Below are 16198 nucleotides of genomic sequence, written 5' to 3' on the forward strand. Positions count from 1 at the left end.
AGGGAGACGTGAGCAGGTTTGCAACCGTCATCTTGATTTTTTTGAACTTTTGTATGCAATCCTTGTCTATTGCGATTCTGTCGCAAAAAAAGCCGCTGATGAGCGTTTTTCCCGCCTCTGGGTTCAACCCCACTCGACCCAGAGTACATTGTGCTCAAAATCCAAGGTTACACGATAGTCCTCCAGCAGATAGGTGCCGAGACGTGACGGCCCGGGCATCACATCCACCTGCGCAAAGGGGTAATAGGAGCCGAACAGGCCGAGCGCCTTGAACTCCAGCACGCGCACATTTGCCTCCTTCGGAGTCTGCGCGCCACCGACGCCCGTAATCAGGTAGTTTCCTCCCACGTCCCAACCGCCATTCTTGTAACCCAGCACCTCGGCGACGCGGCGGTCCAGTTGCACGCCGAAAACAGAACCTGAATCGACCACGGCCTCCCAGGAAAGCTTGCTGTATTTGAGCAAAGTCGTTGGCACGCCGTGTTTCATGCTGAGGCTGGCCTTGTGCATGTGCTTGCGCACCTGACCTGGAAAACTGCGGGTAATGCCAAACTCAAACTCCTCCTTCAAAAAATCGAGGGTCGCATACTTGCAGTTCCTGGCCAGCATGTTCACGCCAAGAAGGGAGACCCCCAAATGCTCCTTGAGAATGCCCGCACCCAGAGTCGTTCGCTGCATGCGGACGATGCAGGGCAGGTTTTCCAGACGCCAGGTGCCGATTTGAAGCGTCGGGATGATGGCGGCCATGCCTGGTACGTTTTCCAGCACTCCCGCCATGGTGGGCCTCACCTGCGGCACCGTGCGCATGCCGTACTCCACCGCTTGTTCAGCATCGAACACGCTCATGGCAGCCCCGGTGTCGAGCATGTACTTGGTCGGTTTGTGGCCATTGAGGCTGACTTTGAGATACGGGATGCCCCTCTCATAGTACATGGGCATCTTGACCACCCCCTCAGGCGGCGGAACGCTGTTCGTTCGTATGTTGAAGCCGCCTTTGCTCGCGGGCTTGAGTTCGGAGGCTGAGATCGCCTGCGCCTGCAACTGCTTCTGCACCGTCTCTGGCACCGCCTCTCTTTTCACCGCGAACGAATCGGCACACCCGGGGAGACAGGCCAGGGCGACGGTCGTCAGCGCCATTCTTAGGATGATGGTAAAATGCAGACCATTCATGATACGCAAGCCTTCCGTTGGGGATTGCCACTGTCAACCAGCAGCGCTCACAAGAGTTGCGTTCTCACCGCTCCAGCCAGAGCACATTGCTGCGAAAATCCACCGTCAATCGCGTGCCCTGCCAGAACCGTGAACCGATGCGCTTTGGGCCGGGCATGACATACAGGGTGGCTCCCGGATGAGTCTCCCCGCACAGTGTGGCCGCAGGAACTTGGATCGTGCGCGCACCCACCTGATCCGCCCGCACGCTGCCGCCGACGCCGCTCAAGATCAAACCTTCGCCCATGCCCATGCCATCGTGCGCATGGCCCAGACGGGCGGCAGTGCTTTGATCGATCACGATGCCCCAGGTCGAACCCGAATCCACCACCGCGTCCCAGGAGATGCCGCCGGAGCTGACCCGGATGACGGGCATGCCGTTCACCCAGCGCAAGGGCGTACGCGTCACCACACCCCGGATGGGCTGAAACGTATTAGAGAATCCCAGCTCCACCGTGTTGCGCTGGTAGTCGATGGTCAAAAAGCTGCAATGCCGGCGCAAGTGATCCATGCCGAGGATGGCGCTGCCCAGCCCATTGGGCCGAAAGCTGGAAATGCCACGCACCAAGCACCGCACGTTTGTAGCGTGCCATTGGCCGAGATCCATGGTGCTCATCACCGCCTGGCTGGCTCCTGCGGTACCATGAACGCCGCGAATCTGCAGCCGGTGCCCGCCGGAGGGGAGAAGACCGCAGTCCGTGGCCACATCGGGCTCGAAGACGCTCAGCGTTGCGCCGGTGTCCAGGAGCAAAGGAATGGCTCTCTGCCCGTTGATGCTGGCCATGACATGCGGCGTTCCCGAACGCAGCTGCATCGGCACCGCCACATCCGCCCCGGGATTCTGCGGTCCCACCGGCAGAAATGGCATCACGCAAGATGACATCAAACACGCGATCAGAAGGGCGAAGAACGTTTTCATGTGGCTGACACATGACTACCTCTTTTCCGCGCATGTGCATCCGGTGCTTTTGCCACGAGGCAGGACGATTCGTTCAAATCACACACAAATCCTTGTGCCCAGCGGCGTATTATCGGAGATTTCCTTTTTGCCGACCTGAATGACAGCCTACCTGATTCGACGCCTATTGCTCATCCCGCCGACGCTCATCGGCATGACGTTGGTGGTGTTTTTGATCATTCGCTTCACTCCCGGCGGCCCGATGGAGCAGGCTCTGCTGGAGGCACGCATGAAAAGCGACGGGCAGCGCGGCGGCACGAACCGCCAGCAATCCAGCGGCCTGACCCCTGCACAGCTGCTGAAACTGCAGGAGCAGTACGGACATGATAAACCCTTCCTGATCGCCTATGCCTCATGGCTGGGTGCCTGGCCGAAAGAGACAAATCGTTCCCGCGCTGAATACGCCGAGGGCAAAACGGAAACCGAAGTCAAAATTCCCGGCACAGCGAGCCTGGTGGTGGTAAAACGAACCACCCAGAACACCGCGGAGATCGTGCCGAGCAAGGAGGTGGACTCCTCCTCGTGGAGAGCCCGCATCATCACGCCGGAGCAGCAAAAGATCGAATGGGAGAAGGTGAATCCCGGCCAGAAACTCGACAAACCCCAGCCATACGTGGCGCTCATCTATCAGCCGAAATTCGCCGGAGTGCTGGAGGGCAATCTCGGTGACTCCACGCGCTACAGTGAACCGGTGTGGACGATGATGAAGCGACGGTTTCCGATTTCTCTGTTCTACGGCATCACCTCCATTCTGCTGACTTACCTGGTATGTGTGCCGCTGGGTGTCTTGAAGGCCATCAAGCATCGCACTCCCACAGACACCGCCACCTCGGTGCTGATCTTCTTTGGCTATGCGATTCCTGAATTCGTGCTCGGCGTGTTTTTGATGGTGATCTTTGCCGCACGGCTGCGCTGGTTTCCGCTGGAAGGCTTTGTGAGCATCAACTTCGCGGAACTCAGCTTCTTCGGCAAAGTCTACGATCTGCTCCATCACGCCTTCCTGCCGCTGTGCTGCTACATGGTCGGAAGTTTTGCCGGCCTGACGATGCTGGTGAAAAACAATCTGCTCGACCAGCTTGCCAGCGATTACGTGCGCACTGCTGTGGCCAAGGGCGTGGAATTCAAACGCGCCGTCATCGGGCATGCTCTGCGCAACTCCTTCATCCCCGTGGCCGCCACGATGGGGCAGGCGCTCACGGTGCTCGTGGCTGGCAGCTTCCTCGTGGAGCGTATTTTTGACATCGACGGATTCGGCCTCATGGGATTCAACGCCTTGCTGGAAAAGGATTACCCCATCGTCATGGCCACCGTCACCGTGAGCGGACTGTTGCTCATGCTCGGCAACCTGCTTTCCGACATGATCACCGCACGACTGGATCCCCGCATTCGATTTGAGTGATGAACCGCAAACTCTCCATCGCAGCCATCACCCTCGGTGCTCTCGCCATTCTCGGCGAGCTGTGCGGCATCTTGATTCCCACCGTTTCCTGGTTTTTCGACAATGGTCGCACGTTTGGCTGGACCAGCTCGATTCTGCTCATCGTTGGCGGCATTCTCGGTCTGCGGTTCCTGCCGCGTGAGATCCGCTGGACGCCGGTGACCTTGCAGCGCTTCCGCCGTTTCCGCAGCATTGGCCGTGGCTGGTGGTCGTTCCGCATTCTGCTGGTGCTGATCGCACTGGCAATGCTGGATCAGGCTTTGGTGGGCAAGCGTGCGCTGCTGGTGCGGTGTGATGGCAAAACATATTTCCCTGCGTTCTCCCAGAAGCGTTATCAAGCGCAGGATTTTGGCCTCGCGGGAGAGCAGGAGGCGAATTATCGCGAACTGAAGGAGCGCCTGAGCAACGAGAAGCGCGGCTTCGTGTGGATGCCGCTGGTACCATGGGACCCGGTGCTGGACACCGACTCGCTGCAATCGATCACGCTGGAGCAGCGTGGTGGCGTGTGGTTCAAGCCGGGTGATGCCGAGCCCTATTCCGGCCGTGCGCAGCAGTTCTATGCAGACGTGCCGACGCAAAAGCACACGGATACACGTTTCCGCAAAGGCCTCCCAGATGGAGAGTCGCTGGGCTACTCACGCACCGGAGCACTGGCGCTTTCCGCCTACTACAAGGCCGGGGTGAAAGACCGTGAAAAATGGACCGGTGAGATGCCGCAGGAGGAGTTTGAGAAAGCGGCGGTCACCTCCTATGAAATGATCATTTATCCGGCGATTCCACCCTTGTGGAAGGCAGGTCATTACCTCGGCACGGACAGCCGTGGCTGGGATGTGCTGGCGCAGATTTATGGCGGATGGCAGCTCAACCTGAAGGCGATTTTGCTCTTCATTCTTTTCACCTATGGCGTGGGCATCATCATCGGTTTGCTGATGGGTTTCCTCGGCGGCTTTTTTGACATCGCCATGCAGCGTTTCATCGAGATTCTCGATGAGCTGCCCTTCCTCTACATCGTGATGATCCTGATCAGCATCATCGGCGTGGCCAACATGAACCTGCTGATTCTCCTGGGTGTGATCTGCTTCTTCTCCTGGACGAGCCTGACCTACTCGCTGCGTGCGCTGGCTTACAAGGAAAAGGAGCGTGACTACATCGCCGCCGCCCGCCTGCAAGGAGCGAGCACCTGGCGCATCCTCACGCGCTACCTGCTGCCGAACATGCTCGCCACCATCGTGACGAAAATTCCGTTCAGCGTCGCCGCCATCATTTCATCGCTCACCGCACTGGCGTTCCTTGGCTTTGGCCTGCCGGAAACTTATCCGCAGTGGGGCTGGCTGTTTGACGACGGCACCAGCCACCTTTCCGCCGTGTGGATCTCCATCTCGATGTTCAGCGTGATGGTCTTCATCCTACTGCTCGTCACATTTGTCGGTGAAGCGCTGCGTGAGGCGTTCGATCCGAAGAAGTTCACCACCTATCAATGAAGCTCGCTGTTCCCCGTTTGCTGTTGGCTTTTACCACCGCCGCCATCTTTGGCGGTGCGCTGCATGCCGCAGATTTCCCGCCTTATGACGGCACCAAGGAGCGCGAGGCCTTTTGGAGCTTCTACAACAAGAAGGTGCTCGCAGGACTGCAGGGCCAGGAGAAGGAACTGCCCGATTTGATCGCGAAGGAAGCTGACGCAGCGAAGAAAGCGGAGCTGGAGGCCCAGCTCACCGCGACACGCGAACGTCTGAAAAAGCCTGAGTACTTCACCTTCGCCAAACCGGAGGATGTGCCGGCGGATTTGAAATGGGAGAACGGCATGGATGAGCCGGAGATCGGTGACGCCCATGCGAAGAAAGGCGGCACGATGCGCCAGTATGTTCTCTCTTTCCCACCGACGCTCCGCGTCCTGGGCGAGAACAGCAACAGCTCCTTCCGCGGTTATCAATACGACGATGTGGAGATGGCGTTGATCAGCCTGCATCCGGAAACCGGGCGCATGATTCCTGCCATTGCGAAAGAGTGGGCCGTGGCCCCGGATAATCGCACGGTGTATTTCCGCATCGACCCGGATGCGACCTTCTCCGACGGCACGCCAATCGAGGCGGATGACTTTTTCAATCAGTTCTACATGCAGCTCAGCGAGTACCCGAAGAACCCCTTCGGCAATCAGTGGTATGGGGAGAACTACGCGAACATCACGCGCTACGATGCGCGCACGTTGTCCATCTCGCTCACGGAGCCCAAGCCGCTTGCGGCTTATTATGTGAACACCTCTCCCATGTCCCGCCGCTTCTACAGCGAGTTCGGACCGGACTTTGAGCAGCGCTATCAATGGCGCTGCCGGCCAACCTCCGGGCCCTATGTGATCCGTGAGGAGGACATCCATTTTGGTCGCGACATCGCTCTTACTCGCGTGAAAAACTGGTGGGCACGGGACAAGAAATTCTCCCGCTATCGCTTCAATGTGGATCACATCGTTTATCGCGTCGTGCGTTTGCAGGAGAAGGTGATGGAGCTCTTCCGGCAGGGCGAGCTGGACGTTGAAGAGCTCATGATGGGCATCCCGGAATACTGGTATGAAAAACTGGAGATCCCCGAGGTGCACAAGGGCTACATCCACAAGGCGAAGTTCTACAACGTCTGGCCGGGGTCTCACGCCGGCCTGTGGCTGAACTGTGCGGTGGCACCGCTGAACAACAAGGAGGTGCGCCTGGGCCTGAGCTACGCCACGAACTACCAGAAGGTGATCGACTTCGATCTGCGCGGCGACTTCCAGCGGCTCAACTGCTTCAGCAAAGGCTTCCCGCTCATCGGCGATCCGCCCATCACTGCAAGACCCTTCGATGTGCAGCTGGCACGCGAACACTTTGCCAAAGCCGGATACACCAAGCTCGGCAACGACGGCGTGCTGGTGAATGACAAAGGCGAGCGCCTGTCTGTGACCATTCTGCACCGCAAGGTGGAGATCATTCAGAAGGTCATGCAAAGGCTCAAAGAGGAGGCGATCAAAGCCGGCGTGGAATACAAGCTCGAAGGCCTCGAAAGCACATCCTACTTCCAGAAGGCCACGCAGAAGAAGCATCAGATCGCGTCCGTGGCTTTCAGCGTGACGCCCCCGATTCCCGATCACTACCAGGCCTGGCACTCCAAGGATGCCTTCATGGAGGACGGCAAAACGCCGAAGCTGAACACCAACAACCTCTGCAGTTTCGCCGATCCGCGCATGGACAAATTCTGCGAGGACGAACGCCACGCGACGACCATCGAGGAGATCCGCAAAGCCTCCTGGGGCGCAGACCAGATCATCTACGACGAGGCCGCATGGATTCCCGCCTATGAACAGAACTACTACCGCTGCGCCTACTGGCGCTGGGTGAAGTGGCCGGAAAAAACCTTCAATGTTGCTGTCAGCGAACTGCCGATGTCCAACCACGTCCACTGGATCGACGAAGATGTGAAACGTGAAACCGAAGCCGCGATGCGCGCCGGAAAAACCTTCCCCGAAACTGATCAGGTCTTCGATCACAACCTCAAAGCAGGAGGAACCAAGTAATGCCAACACCTCTGCTCGAAGTCCGCAATTTGCGCGTCGGTTTCCAGACCGATGAAGGTCTGCTCACCGCCGTGGATGGCGTCGATTTTATCCTCGAAGCCGGCAAGACGCTCGGTGTTGTCGGTGAAAGCGGCTGCGGCAAAAGCGTGACGGCCATGAGCCTGATGCGTCTGCTGCCACAGCCTGCAGGGCGCATTCTCAGCGGCGAAGTACTCCTCGAAGGCCGCGATCTCACGAAGCTGCCGATCGACGCCATGCGGAAGATTCGCGGCAATGACATCGCGATGATCTTTCAGGAGCCGATGACGGCCCTGAATCCTGTGCAGCCTGTCGGCATGCAGATCATCGAAGCGATTCAGCTGCATGAGCCCACCACTCCTGCCAAAGCGCTCAGGCGTGCTGTCGAACTCATGGAATGGGTCGGCATCCCAGCGCCCGAGCAGCGTGTGAACGAGTATCCGCACCAGCTCAGCGGCGGCATGCGCCAGCGCGTGATGATCGCCATGGCGCTGTCTTGTCACCCGAAGGTCCTCATTGCCGACGAGCCGACCACGGCGCTGGATGTCACGGTTCAGGCGCAGATCCTCGACCTCCTGAAACGTCTGCAAAACGAAACGGGCATGGCGGTCATTTTGATCACCCATGACCTCGGTGTGATCGCTGAAACCTGCGATGATGTCGCCGTCATGTATGCGGGTCGCATCGTCGAACGCGGACCGGTGTATCCGATTTTCGCCAAACCGCAGCACCCCTACACGCAGGGTCTCATCCGGTGCCTGCCGAAGCTTGATCATCCGCCCAAGACAACGCTGCCCGTCATCCCGGGCATGGTTCCCAGCCTCAGGGACATGCCTGCAGGCTGCCGCTTTGCCTCGCGCTGTCCGAACCCGCACAGCACCGATGTTTTAAACACCCGCCAGCCCTGGAAAGAATGCGGCAGCGGTCATGGCGTGGAAGCCTGCGCTTGCTTTGCCTCTCAAATCTCCGCGTCATGAGCCTTCTCTCCGTTCAAAATCTCAAGATGCACTTCCCGGTGCGTGGCGGTGTGTTTTACACCACCCAGGCTGTGTGCAAGGCCGTGGATGGCGTGAGCTTCGAGCTGAAAGCAGGCGAAACGCTGGGCCTCGTCGGTGAAAGCGGCTGTGGGAAGTCCACGGTGGCCCGCTCCGTGGTGCGACTGCTCAAGCCCACCTCCGGCAATGTGATCTTCAACGGCCACGACATCTCCACGCAGTCACAGAGCGCGCTGCGCAGCCAGCGCCGTGAAATGCAGATGATCTTCCAGGACCCTGCCGAGTCGCTCAATCCAAGGCACACCATCGGGCAGATCTTGGAGGAGCCTTTCATCATTCAAAAGATGGGGACTCGCGCAGAACGGGCGGAATGGTCGGTCGAGCTGCTCAAGCGTGTCGGTTTGCCGGCAGATGCCATGCATCGCTATTCATTCGAATTCAGCGGCGGTCAGCGGCAGCGCATTGGCATCGCGCGTGCGATCGCCTTGAATCCCAAGCTCATTGTCTGCGACGAGCCGGTCTCTGCGCTCGATGTCTCGGTGCAAAGCCAGGTGCTCAATCTGCTGCTCGAACTGCAGCGTGACATGGGGCTGAGCTACTTGTTCATCGCTCACGGGCTTAATGTGGTGAAGCACATGAGCGACCGCGTGGCGGTGATGTATCTCGGCAAGATCGTCGAGCTTGCGCCAGCCAGCGAACTCTATCAAAACCCGCGCCATGCCTATACCAAGGCATTGCTCGACGCGATCCCCATCGCTGATCCGAGGCAGCGCCGCGCACGGCAGCTCCTGCGCGGTGACGTTCCTTCACCGATCAATCCGCCCGCCGGCTGCGCCTTTGGCCACCGCATGAAGCATCCGAAGTGGGAGCAGAGCGTGGGCATGGATCTCACGCTCAAGGAAATCTCACCGGGGCACTTCGTGCAGCCTTGTCCGTGCTGCACGTGATGAAGTGATGCAGGCATCGCTGCCTGCATGGCGAGATGACTGCGGGCAGGAGGTGCCCGCATCACTTTTCGATCAATGCGAGGTCGCCTTTTCCGAGCCAAGGCCGGTGTGGGCGCGGACTTTGAGCTCGGCGAATTTGGCCTCCGCTTCGGGATCGCGTGCGCTCAAGAGAGTGCCCAGCCAGGCGGCGAGGAAACCGATGGGAATGCTGACGATGCCAGGATTGCTGAGCGGGAAGGGGGCGGCCTTGCCGTAAATGCCGCTGGGGCTGAGCAGGATGAGAACGATGGAAACCACCAGACCGGTCGCCAGACCGGCGACGGCGCCAGTGGTGTTGAAGCGTTTCCAAAACACACTGAGCACGATGACAGGCAGATTCGCCGAAGCGGCGACCGAGAACGCAAGACCCACCAGGAAGGCGGCATTCACGGTTGGCCCCAAGTAGATGGCGAACCCGATGCTGGCTGCGCCAACACAGAAAGCCGTGATGCGGGCGACGCGGATTTCCTGGCCCGGGCGGTTCTCTTTGCCGTGATGAATGACGTTGGAATAGAAGTCATGTGCAAAGGAGGCGCTGGCGCTCATGGTCAGACCGGCGACAACTGCGAGGATGGTGGCGAAGGCGACGGCGCTGATGAAGGCGAAGAAGAACTCGCCGCCCAGCACCTTGGCGAGAATCGGTGCGACCATGTTGACATCCAGCTTCCCATCGGTGGTGAGCTTGGCCTTTTCGATAATGGTCGCGGCGCCGAACCCAAAGAGGGTGGTCATGATGTAGAACAGACCGATGATGGCCATGGCCCACACCACGCTGGAGCGCGCCGTCTTGGCATCTGGCACGGTGTAAAAACGCACCAGGATATGCGGCAGGCCAGCGGTGCCCAGCACAAGGCCGAGGCAGAGCGAAATGAGGTCGATCGGTCCCCACGGCCCGGCGACGGCGACGCCGAATTTAAGGCCCGGCTCCATGAGGTTTTTCGGTGCGGCGCTGCCGCCGTAGTCGGCATGAGCGACGGCGTTGAAGAATTCGGTGAAACTGAAGTGATGGAACTTAAGCACGAGGTAGCTGAGCATGATCGCACCGACCATGAGCAGGAGCGCCTTGATGATTTGCACCCAGGTGGTGGCCAGCATGCCGCCGAAGACGACATAGACGAGCATCAGCAAGCCCACGCCGATCACAGCCGGTTCGAAGCTGATGCCGATCAACTGCTTGATGATGGCACCTGCACCGACCATCTGAGCAATCATGTAAAAAGTGGAGACCACCAGCGTGCTGAGCGAGGCGAGCGCACGCACCGGGCGCGGCTTGAGCCGGTAGGCAAGCAGGTCGGCCATGGTGTACTTGCCCGCGTTGCGCAACGGCTCGGCCACGATGAGCAGGACGGTGATGTAGGCGACCAGAAAGCCCACGGAATACATGAACCCGTCATAACCAGCGACGTAGATCATGCCGGAAATGCCCAGGAAACTCGCGGCGCTCATGTAGTCACCGGCCACTGCCAGGCCGTTCTGCCAGCCGGTGATGCTGCGACCGGCGGCGAAATAGGCGCTGGCTCCAGTGTTTTTCTTGGCCGCCCAGAAGGTGATGAGAAGCGTGAGGCCGACGAAGGCCAGGAACATGATCAGGGGAGTGTTCATCGAGAGGGAAAGAAGCAAAGAGGAGAGGAAGATGCAGCAGGAGAGCAGAGATCAATCGTGACCGTGGATCACAGCGGCAGCAGATTTGTCCCACTTGGCGGCAACGCGCACATAGAGAAAGGCCAGGACCCAGGCCATGATGAACTGCGACAGGGCGAACACGTAGGCCACATTCACTTCACCCCAGACCTTCTGTTTCATCATCTCGGGGAAATAACCCACCAGCACCGGCAGCGCGATGTAATAGAGCATGCAGAAGATAAAAGCCGGAATGATGAAGGCTTTTTTTTGCGCCAGCAATGCGCGGAATTCCGGCTTCGCCTCAAGGGCTTCCCAGTTCACAGGTGTTTTTTCGCTCATAGTGGGGCGGAGAGTATGGAGACAGACGCTGGATGGCAAGAGTGGAAAGCAGCGGAGATGAAAATGCCCCGGGTTTTCCGTTCCCGCTGACAGACCGTTGCTTGACTCTTTATCAAGCACCTTGAAATGGGTTCATGATTCCTCGGCAAAAATGCGCGCATTGCGGGAAACTCGCGGATTTTAAAGACGAGTTCTGCACCTCCTGCTGGAGTCATCGTACCAAGGGGAAGGTGCTGACCCCGGAGCAGATCACCACGTGCGAGGCGCAGTATGCCGCATTGAATGACAAGAAACGCTGGCAGGCTGAACTGGGGACATGGCAGAACCGGCTGCTGCTTCCGGCCATCCTGATGGTCCTCTGGAGCCTTTACGGGGTTTTTAGCCTGCTGCCCTTCTATTTAAAATTCGGTGTGGGCCAGCTTGAGCTCGCCATCAACGTGTTTTGCTCGGCGAGTTTTGCCATTGGCGGTTATCTAGTCGGCGGAGCCAGGGCGCTCAAGGCCGCCTGCTGGTTGCTGATTGTCGCCAGCCTCGCCGCCACTTATCACAGTGGAGACTATTTGCTGGATGTGCTGCACGATGAGGCAGAAATCGACAAGGGGTTTCTTTACAGCTGCATTCGTCTGCTGTTCTGCGGTGCGATTCTGATCTCGTCCATCCAGATTCTGCGCCTCAAACGCCCTGCTGACTGATCTTTGCACGGTAAAGGTCAGTGCGGATTGCCACCACAAAAACGGCTTCCAGCCATGGTTTGCGCGGCTTGTTCCTTGAGTGGTGAATGTCCCTGCGCCACTGGTGCGTCCTAATGGAAGCATGGATCGTCATCGGACTGCTCGTCGTAGCCGTCATCGCCTTTGCCACGGAAAAAATCTCCGTGGATCTCGTCACTTTGTCGATGCTGTGCGTGCTGGTCATGTGCGGCATTTTGAAGGCTGACCGCGCCTTTGCCGGATTTGGAGATCGGGTGATCATCCTGCTGGCGGCGATTTTTGTGATTGGTGCCGCGCTGCGTGAGACCGGCGTGCTGGACATGATGGGCGGTGTGCTGGCACAGACCTTCGGCACCCAGCCAAAGCGGCTCATGGGTTTCATGATGGCCGTGGTGGGCGGTGTGTCCGCCTTCATGAACAACACCACCGTCACCGCCGTGTTTGTGGGTCCGGTGATGGGCCTCTCGCGCAAGCTGCGCATCCCGCCTTCACGCCTCCTGATGCCACTGGCTTTTGCCTCGCTGATGGGTGGTACCTGCACGCTGATCGGCACCTCCACGAACGTGGCCGTGAGTGGTGCGATCACCAAGCTGGGTTTGGAGCCGCTGCGCATGTTTGAATTCACCGGAATTGGTCTGGTGCTGATGCTGACCGGCATCGTCTACATGGTTTTCATTGGCACCCGCCTGGTGCCTGAACGCGACAAGGCTGCGGCTGCTTCCGGTGATGCCATGCGTGACTACCTCGCCGAGGTCATGGTGCTGCCCGGATCTCCTCTCATCGGCCAAGCCGCGTTTGATTCGGATTTCTCCGCGTTGGACTTTCAGGTCATGAAAATCCGCCGGGCCGACCAACCTCTGGATGCCGGACCCAATCTCCGCTTCGAAGAAGGCGATGTCGTTCTCGTCGCCGGGAAGGTGGAAAATCTGATCCGGGTGAAGAAGATCGAAGGACTGGACATTCTCGAAGACGTCACGTTGCGCAGCTCCGGCGTGGACATGCGCGATGCGCAGATCGCTGAGGTCGTGCTCACGCCGCGCTCCGGCTTTGTCGGCCGGTCCTTGCGCGACAACAACTTCCGCCAGCGCACCGGCCTTTCGGTGCTGGCCTTGATGCGTGGAGATCGCACGTTGATGCATCACATGGCGGATGAGAAACTGCGGGCTGGCGATGTGCTGCTGCTGCAGGGGCCGAGCGATCGCTTCCGTGCCTTCGAAGAAGGAAATGACATGATCGTCATCACACAGCATCAGTTCAGTGCAGAGGCGCGCCGAAGAGGCGTCATGCTGCTGGCTGCCTTTGTTCTCGCCGTGATCGTGAGCAGCATCGGCTGGGTGCCTGACACCATCGCTTTCGTCATGGTCGCCATCTTGGCCGTCCTTTCCCGCTGCATCAAACTGGAGAACGCCTATGCCAACATCGACTGGCGTCTGCTCATCCTGATCGGCGGCATGATGGCTTTTGGTGAGGCGATGCAGGTCTCTGGCGCCTCCAGCATGATCGCCCATTTCATCACCGGCTGGCTGCAGCCCTGGGGAGTGTTTGCGGTTTTCGCCGGATTCTGTTTGCTGACGATCCTGCTCACCCAGCCGATGTCCAACGCTGCCGCGGCCCTCGTTGTGCTGCCGGTGGCATTGCAGGCCGCTGCCAGCATGGGTGCGAATCAGCGGGCCTTCGCCATCGGCGTCATGCTCAGCGCCTCCGCGTCCATGCTCACGCCGTTTGAACCCAGCTGCATCCTCGTCTATGGCCCCGGGAAATATCGCTTCGCAGACTTCATCAAGGTGGGGGGTGGTCTGACCCTCGTGATGCTGATCGTCATCCTGGCCATGGTGCCGGTGTTCTGGCCGCTGAAGTAGCTCGTTCTTACTTGCCGCCAGGCCCAAGCCCTGTCTTCTGTTTCAGGACCATTTTTTCGATGGCTTTCATCTTCGAATAGGGTGGATGAGGCAGAGGCACCAGCGAGGCGATGAAGCCACCCTGGTGCACCACAGCGCGTTCGTGTGAGAACGTGAGAAAGCTGTGATGACCGTGATAGCTGCCCTGGCCGCTCTGGCCCGCGCCACCGAAGGGCAGATGTGAGTTTACAATGTGCAGCAAGGTGTTGTTGATGACCGTGCCACCGGCACTGGTTTCACCGAGCATGCGTTGAATGAAAGCCTCATCCTGACCAAAAGCATACAAGGCCAGTGGTTTGCCGCCGGACTGGATGAAGGCGAGCACTTCATCGAGCGAATCGTAGGCGAGCACTGGCAGCAGCGGACCAAAGATTTCCTCCTGCATGATGGGCATGGACGTGGTGACACCGCTCAGCACCGTGGGTGCCACATAGCGTGAGGCTTCGTCTGTTTCACCGCCGATGACAGCATGAGCCCCGGCTGCGATGGAAGTATCAAGCAAATGCTTCATGCGCTGCCAGCCGCGTGCATCCACCACGCGTGCCAAGTCAGGCGAAGTCAGGCGCTCCTCTGGTAACTCGCCATAAAATTCACGTATTCGTGCGCTGATTGCCGAGATGAACTCCTCAAGCATAGAACGTGGCACCCAGACATGATCAGGAGAGATGCAGGTCTGACCAGCATTGAGGAATTTGCCAAACGCAATGGCAAGGGCTGCTTTGGGAAGGTCGCAACTCGCATCCAATACCGCCGGTGATTTGCCGCCCAGCTCCAGTGTGACAGTGGCCAAATGTTGAGCAGCTTTCGCCATGACCTTTTTGCCGACCGCCGGGCTGCCGGTGAAAAACACATGGTCAAAAGGACATTCCATCAAGGCTTCCGCTGCTGGCACACCACCCGTGAATGCAGCGACCTCATTGGAAGGGAAGGTCTCATTGATGAGTTGTTTCAGAACCGCTTCCGTATGGGGTGTGCGGTCTGAGGCTGACATCATCACCACATTGCCTGCAGCAATGGCACCCACGAGGGGCAGCAGAAACAGATTCACGGGATAATTCCATGGCGCTAAAATGAGCACCTGACCTTTGGCTTCATAACGCACCTCACTGCGCGACCCCAGCGTGAAGAAATGAGCGGCCACGCGCCTGGGCTTCATCCAGCGTTTCAGTCGAGCACAGACAAACGCGATCTCCTCCGTCACGGGAGCGATTTCGGAAATCGCCACCTCTGCCTGGCACTTGCCAAAGTCTTTCTGCATCGCTGCGACAATCTCATGCCCTCTTGCGAGCAAAGCGTCTCTGAGCCGTTTAAGCTTGGTGATACGCTGCTCCGCTGTGCTCTGGGCGATGTGCCAGCGATTTTGACGCTGGGCCTCAAATACTTTCTGGATGTTTGAAGGGTCCATAAGGCTTGAAGAGGCATCAGATGCTGAGTTGTTCCCAGCTCTTATGATTGGGGTTAGCTAGTTTGTTAAATTACTCATATCCGTAAGTACTGCGAACAAGCGCAACAAGTGGGTTCCCCTTTGGAAACACAAGGGTTCCACGGGCAGACGAGCTGTGAACGGATCCGGCAGGAAATGTGAGCGAACTCGAACAACTGGGACTGTTCACCTTTACTCTCATGACCTGCGGTTTTGTTGGTCCAGTTGTACACGAGTTGTTCGCAGCAATTCTTGGAGCGCTGGATTGTCGAGCGCGGCCTGGGCTGCCACCACTTCGGCGTCTTTTTTGCTGCGCCCGGTGCCCCGCCCGAGCTGGGTGCCGCGCCAGGAGACGGTGGCGATGAAGTTCTTGGCGTGATCCGGCCCCTCAGCACCAATGATCTCATAGACCGGCGGCTCCACACCCACGGCTTGAATGAGTTCTTGAAGCTGCCCCTTGGGATTGGCATCCAGCTGGCCGCGATTCAGGGCTTCAAGATCTTCGGCGAAGAGCCGTGCGGCAAATTGATGGGCGGCGTCGGTGCCGGAATCGAGATGGATGGCGCCTGCGACGGCTTCGAGGGCATCGGCGAGGGTGGATTCGCGGTCCCGGCCGCCGTTGGCCTCTTCACCACGCCCCAGGTGCAGGTAGCCACCGAGTCCGATGCGGCGGGAGATGCGTGCCAGGGCCTTGGTCGAGACGAGCTGGGCACGTGCTTGGGTCAGCACGCCCTCGTCTGCCTGAGGGAGGCGCTGATAGAGCAGATGGGACAGGGCGAGCTGCAGCACGGCATCGCCGAGGAATTCGAGGCGCTGGTTGTCCGAGTGAACGCGCTGGTTTTCATAACCGACGCTTCCGTGCGTGAGCGCGAGCTGGAGCAACGCGGGATCGCGAAAGGTGTGGCCTATGACTTGTTCCAGCGGTTGCATGTGTGCTCTTTTGTAGCCGGAAGTCCGGCAGCACTCCATGAAAAAAGTGGGGTGACCGACGGGACTCGAACCCGCAACAACCAGAATCACAATCTGGGGCTCTACCGTTGAACTACGGCCACCATCTCTACCG

13 protein-coding genes and 1 tRNA gene are annotated in these 16198 nt (G+C 58.8%); 7 read left to right on the forward strand and 7 right to left on the reverse strand.

Annotated elements, in window-relative coordinates; translation table 11 throughout:
* Window positions 1–123 precede the first annotated feature (123 nt).
* Together WAW39_RS03375 and WAW39_RS03380 are read right to left on the reverse strand one after the other, a co-directional pair.
* Window positions 124–1170 (reverse strand): retropepsin-like aspartic protease, encoded by a 1047-nt coding sequence (locus WAW39_RS03375; protein ID WP_422315772.1) that lies wholly within the window; start codon window positions 1168–1170, stop codon window positions 124–126.
* Between the two features lie 64 nt (window positions 1171–1234).
* Window positions 1235–2128 carry an aspartyl protease family protein gene (locus WAW39_RS03380; RefSeq protein ID WP_422315774.1) on the reverse strand — a complete coding sequence of 298 codons (894 nt, stop codon included), beginning with the start codon at window positions 2126–2128 and terminating at the stop codon, window positions 1235–1237.
* Between the two features lie 139 nt (window positions 2129–2267).
* On the opposite strand from WAW39_RS03380, the gene WAW39_RS03385 reads away from it, so the two are divergent.
* The 5 genes from WAW39_RS03385 to WAW39_RS03405 are packed head-to-tail and all read left to right on the forward strand — an operon-like array spanning window position 2268 to window position 9103.
* On the forward strand, window positions 2268–3566 hold the full coding sequence (locus WAW39_RS03385; RefSeq protein WP_422315776.1) for an ABC transporter permease subunit: 1299 nt from the start codon (window positions 2268–2270) through the stop codon (window positions 3564–3566).
* Entirely contained in the window at window positions 3566–5086 is a 1521-nt protein-coding gene (locus WAW39_RS03390; RefSeq protein WP_422315778.1) for an ABC transporter permease subunit, read from the forward strand. The genes WAW39_RS03385 and WAW39_RS03390 overlap by 1 nt, the downstream gene beginning before the upstream one ends.
* Window positions 5083–7143 (forward strand): ABC transporter substrate-binding protein, encoded by a 2061-nt coding sequence (locus tag WAW39_RS03395; RefSeq protein WP_422315780.1) that lies wholly within the window; start codon window positions 5083–5085, stop codon window positions 7141–7143. Before WAW39_RS03390 ends, WAW39_RS03395 begins: the two co-directional genes overlap by 4 nt.
* Window positions 7143–8138, forward strand: a complete 996-nt coding sequence (locus WAW39_RS03400) for an ABC transporter ATP-binding protein (protein ID WP_422315782.1) — start codon at window positions 7143–7145, stop codon at window positions 8136–8138. The genes WAW39_RS03395 and WAW39_RS03400 overlap by 1 nt, the downstream gene beginning before the upstream one ends.
* Entirely contained in the window at window positions 8135–9103 is a 969-nt protein-coding gene (locus tag WAW39_RS03405) for an ABC transporter ATP-binding protein (protein WP_422315784.1), read from the forward strand. Before WAW39_RS03400 ends, WAW39_RS03405 begins: the two co-directional genes overlap by 4 nt.
* 72 nt (window positions 9104–9175) lie before the next feature.
* Here WAW39_RS03405 and WAW39_RS03410 read toward each other — a convergent pair whose 3' ends face one another.
* Window positions 9176–10744, reverse strand: a complete 1569-nt coding sequence (locus tag WAW39_RS03410; RefSeq protein WP_422315786.1) for a cation acetate symporter — start codon at window positions 10742–10744, stop codon at window positions 9176–9178.
* 51 nt (window positions 10745–10795) lie between these two features.
* On the reverse strand, window positions 10796–11104 hold the full coding sequence (locus WAW39_RS03415; RefSeq protein WP_422315788.1) for a DUF485 domain-containing protein: 309 nt from the start codon (window positions 11102–11104) through the stop codon (window positions 10796–10798).
* A 134-nt stretch (window positions 11105–11238) separates the two neighbouring features.
* On the opposite strand from WAW39_RS03415, the gene WAW39_RS03420 reads away from it, so the two are divergent.
* Together WAW39_RS03420 and WAW39_RS03425 are read left to right on the forward strand one after the other, a co-directional pair.
* Complete coding sequence (locus WAW39_RS03420) at window positions 11239–11796, forward strand: hypothetical protein (protein WP_422315790.1); 558 nt, start codon at window positions 11239–11241, stop codon at window positions 11794–11796.
* 86 nt (window positions 11797–11882) lie between these two features.
* Window positions 11883–13673, forward strand: a complete 1791-nt coding sequence (locus WAW39_RS03425; RefSeq protein WP_422315792.1) for an SLC13 family permease — start codon at window positions 11883–11885, stop codon at window positions 13671–13673.
* Between the two features lie 7 nt (window positions 13674–13680).
* Here the strand turns inward: WAW39_RS03425 and WAW39_RS03430 are convergent, their stop codons facing one another.
* The 3 genes from WAW39_RS03430 to WAW39_RS03440 form a co-directional block, all read right to left on the reverse strand.
* Window positions 13681–15117 (reverse strand): aldehyde dehydrogenase family protein, encoded by a 1437-nt coding sequence (locus tag WAW39_RS03430; protein ID WP_422315794.1) that lies wholly within the window; start codon window positions 15115–15117, stop codon window positions 13681–13683.
* Window positions 15118–15333: 216 nt separating this feature from the next.
* A complete protein-coding gene (gene rnc, locus WAW39_RS03435; protein ID WP_422315796.1) occupies window positions 15334–16065 on the reverse strand; it encodes a ribonuclease III in 732 nt (243 codons plus the stop codon).
* A gap of 47 nt (window positions 16066–16112) precedes the next feature.
* Window positions 16113–16187 (reverse strand) — tRNA-His (locus WAW39_RS03440).
* Window positions 16188–16198: the final 11 nt, after the last annotated feature.

Source organism: Prosthecobacter sp. (assembly GCF_049294395.1).
Classification (GTDB): Bacteria; Verrucomicrobiota; Verrucomicrobiia; order Verrucomicrobiales; family Verrucomicrobiaceae; genus Prosthecobacter.

Bases quoted from the DNA above. Each gene is read 5' to 3' on its own strand.
- WAW39_RS03375 (WP_422315772.1), bottom strand. From the start codon at position 1,170: ATGAATGGTCTGCATTTTACCATCATCCTAAGAATGGCGCTGACGACC.
- WAW39_RS03380 (WP_422315774.1), bottom strand. From the start codon at position 2,128: ATGAAAACGTTCTTCGCCCTTCTGATCGCGTGTTTGATGTCATCTTGC.
- WAW39_RS03385 (WP_422315776.1), top strand. From the start codon at position 2,268: ATGACAGCCTACCTGATTCGACGCCTATTGCTCATCCCGCCGACGCTC.
- WAW39_RS03390 (WP_422315778.1), top strand. From the start codon at position 3,566: ATGAACCGCAAACTCTCCATCGCAGCCATCACCCTCGGTGCTCTCGCC.
- WAW39_RS03395 (WP_422315780.1), top strand. From the start codon at position 5,083: ATGAAGCTCGCTGTTCCCCGTTTGCTGTTGGCTTTTACCACCGCCGCC.
- WAW39_RS03400 (WP_422315782.1), top strand. From the start codon at position 7,143: ATGCCAACACCTCTGCTCGAAGTCCGCAATTTGCGCGTCGGTTTCCAG.
- WAW39_RS03405 (WP_422315784.1), top strand. From the start codon at position 8,135: ATGAGCCTTCTCTCCGTTCAAAATCTCAAGATGCACTTCCCGGTGCGT.
- WAW39_RS03410 (WP_422315786.1), bottom strand. From the start codon at position 10,744: ATGAACACTCCCCTGATCATGTTCCTGGCCTTCGTCGGCCTCACGCTT.
- WAW39_RS03415 (WP_422315788.1), bottom strand. From the start codon at position 11,104: ATGAGCGAAAAAACACCTGTGAACTGGGAAGCCCTTGAGGCGAAGCCG.
- WAW39_RS03420 (WP_422315790.1), top strand. From the start codon at position 11,239: ATGATTCCTCGGCAAAAATGCGCGCATTGCGGGAAACTCGCGGATTTT.
- WAW39_RS03425 (WP_422315792.1), top strand. From the start codon at position 11,883: ATGTCCCTGCGCCACTGGTGCGTCCTAATGGAAGCATGGATCGTCATC.
- WAW39_RS03430 (WP_422315794.1), bottom strand. From the start codon at position 15,117: ATGGACCCTTCAAACATCCAGAAAGTATTTGAGGCCCAGCGTCAAAAT.
- rnc (WP_422315796.1), bottom strand. From the start codon at position 16,065: ATGCAACCGCTGGAACAAGTCATAGGCCACACCTTTCGCGATCCCGCG.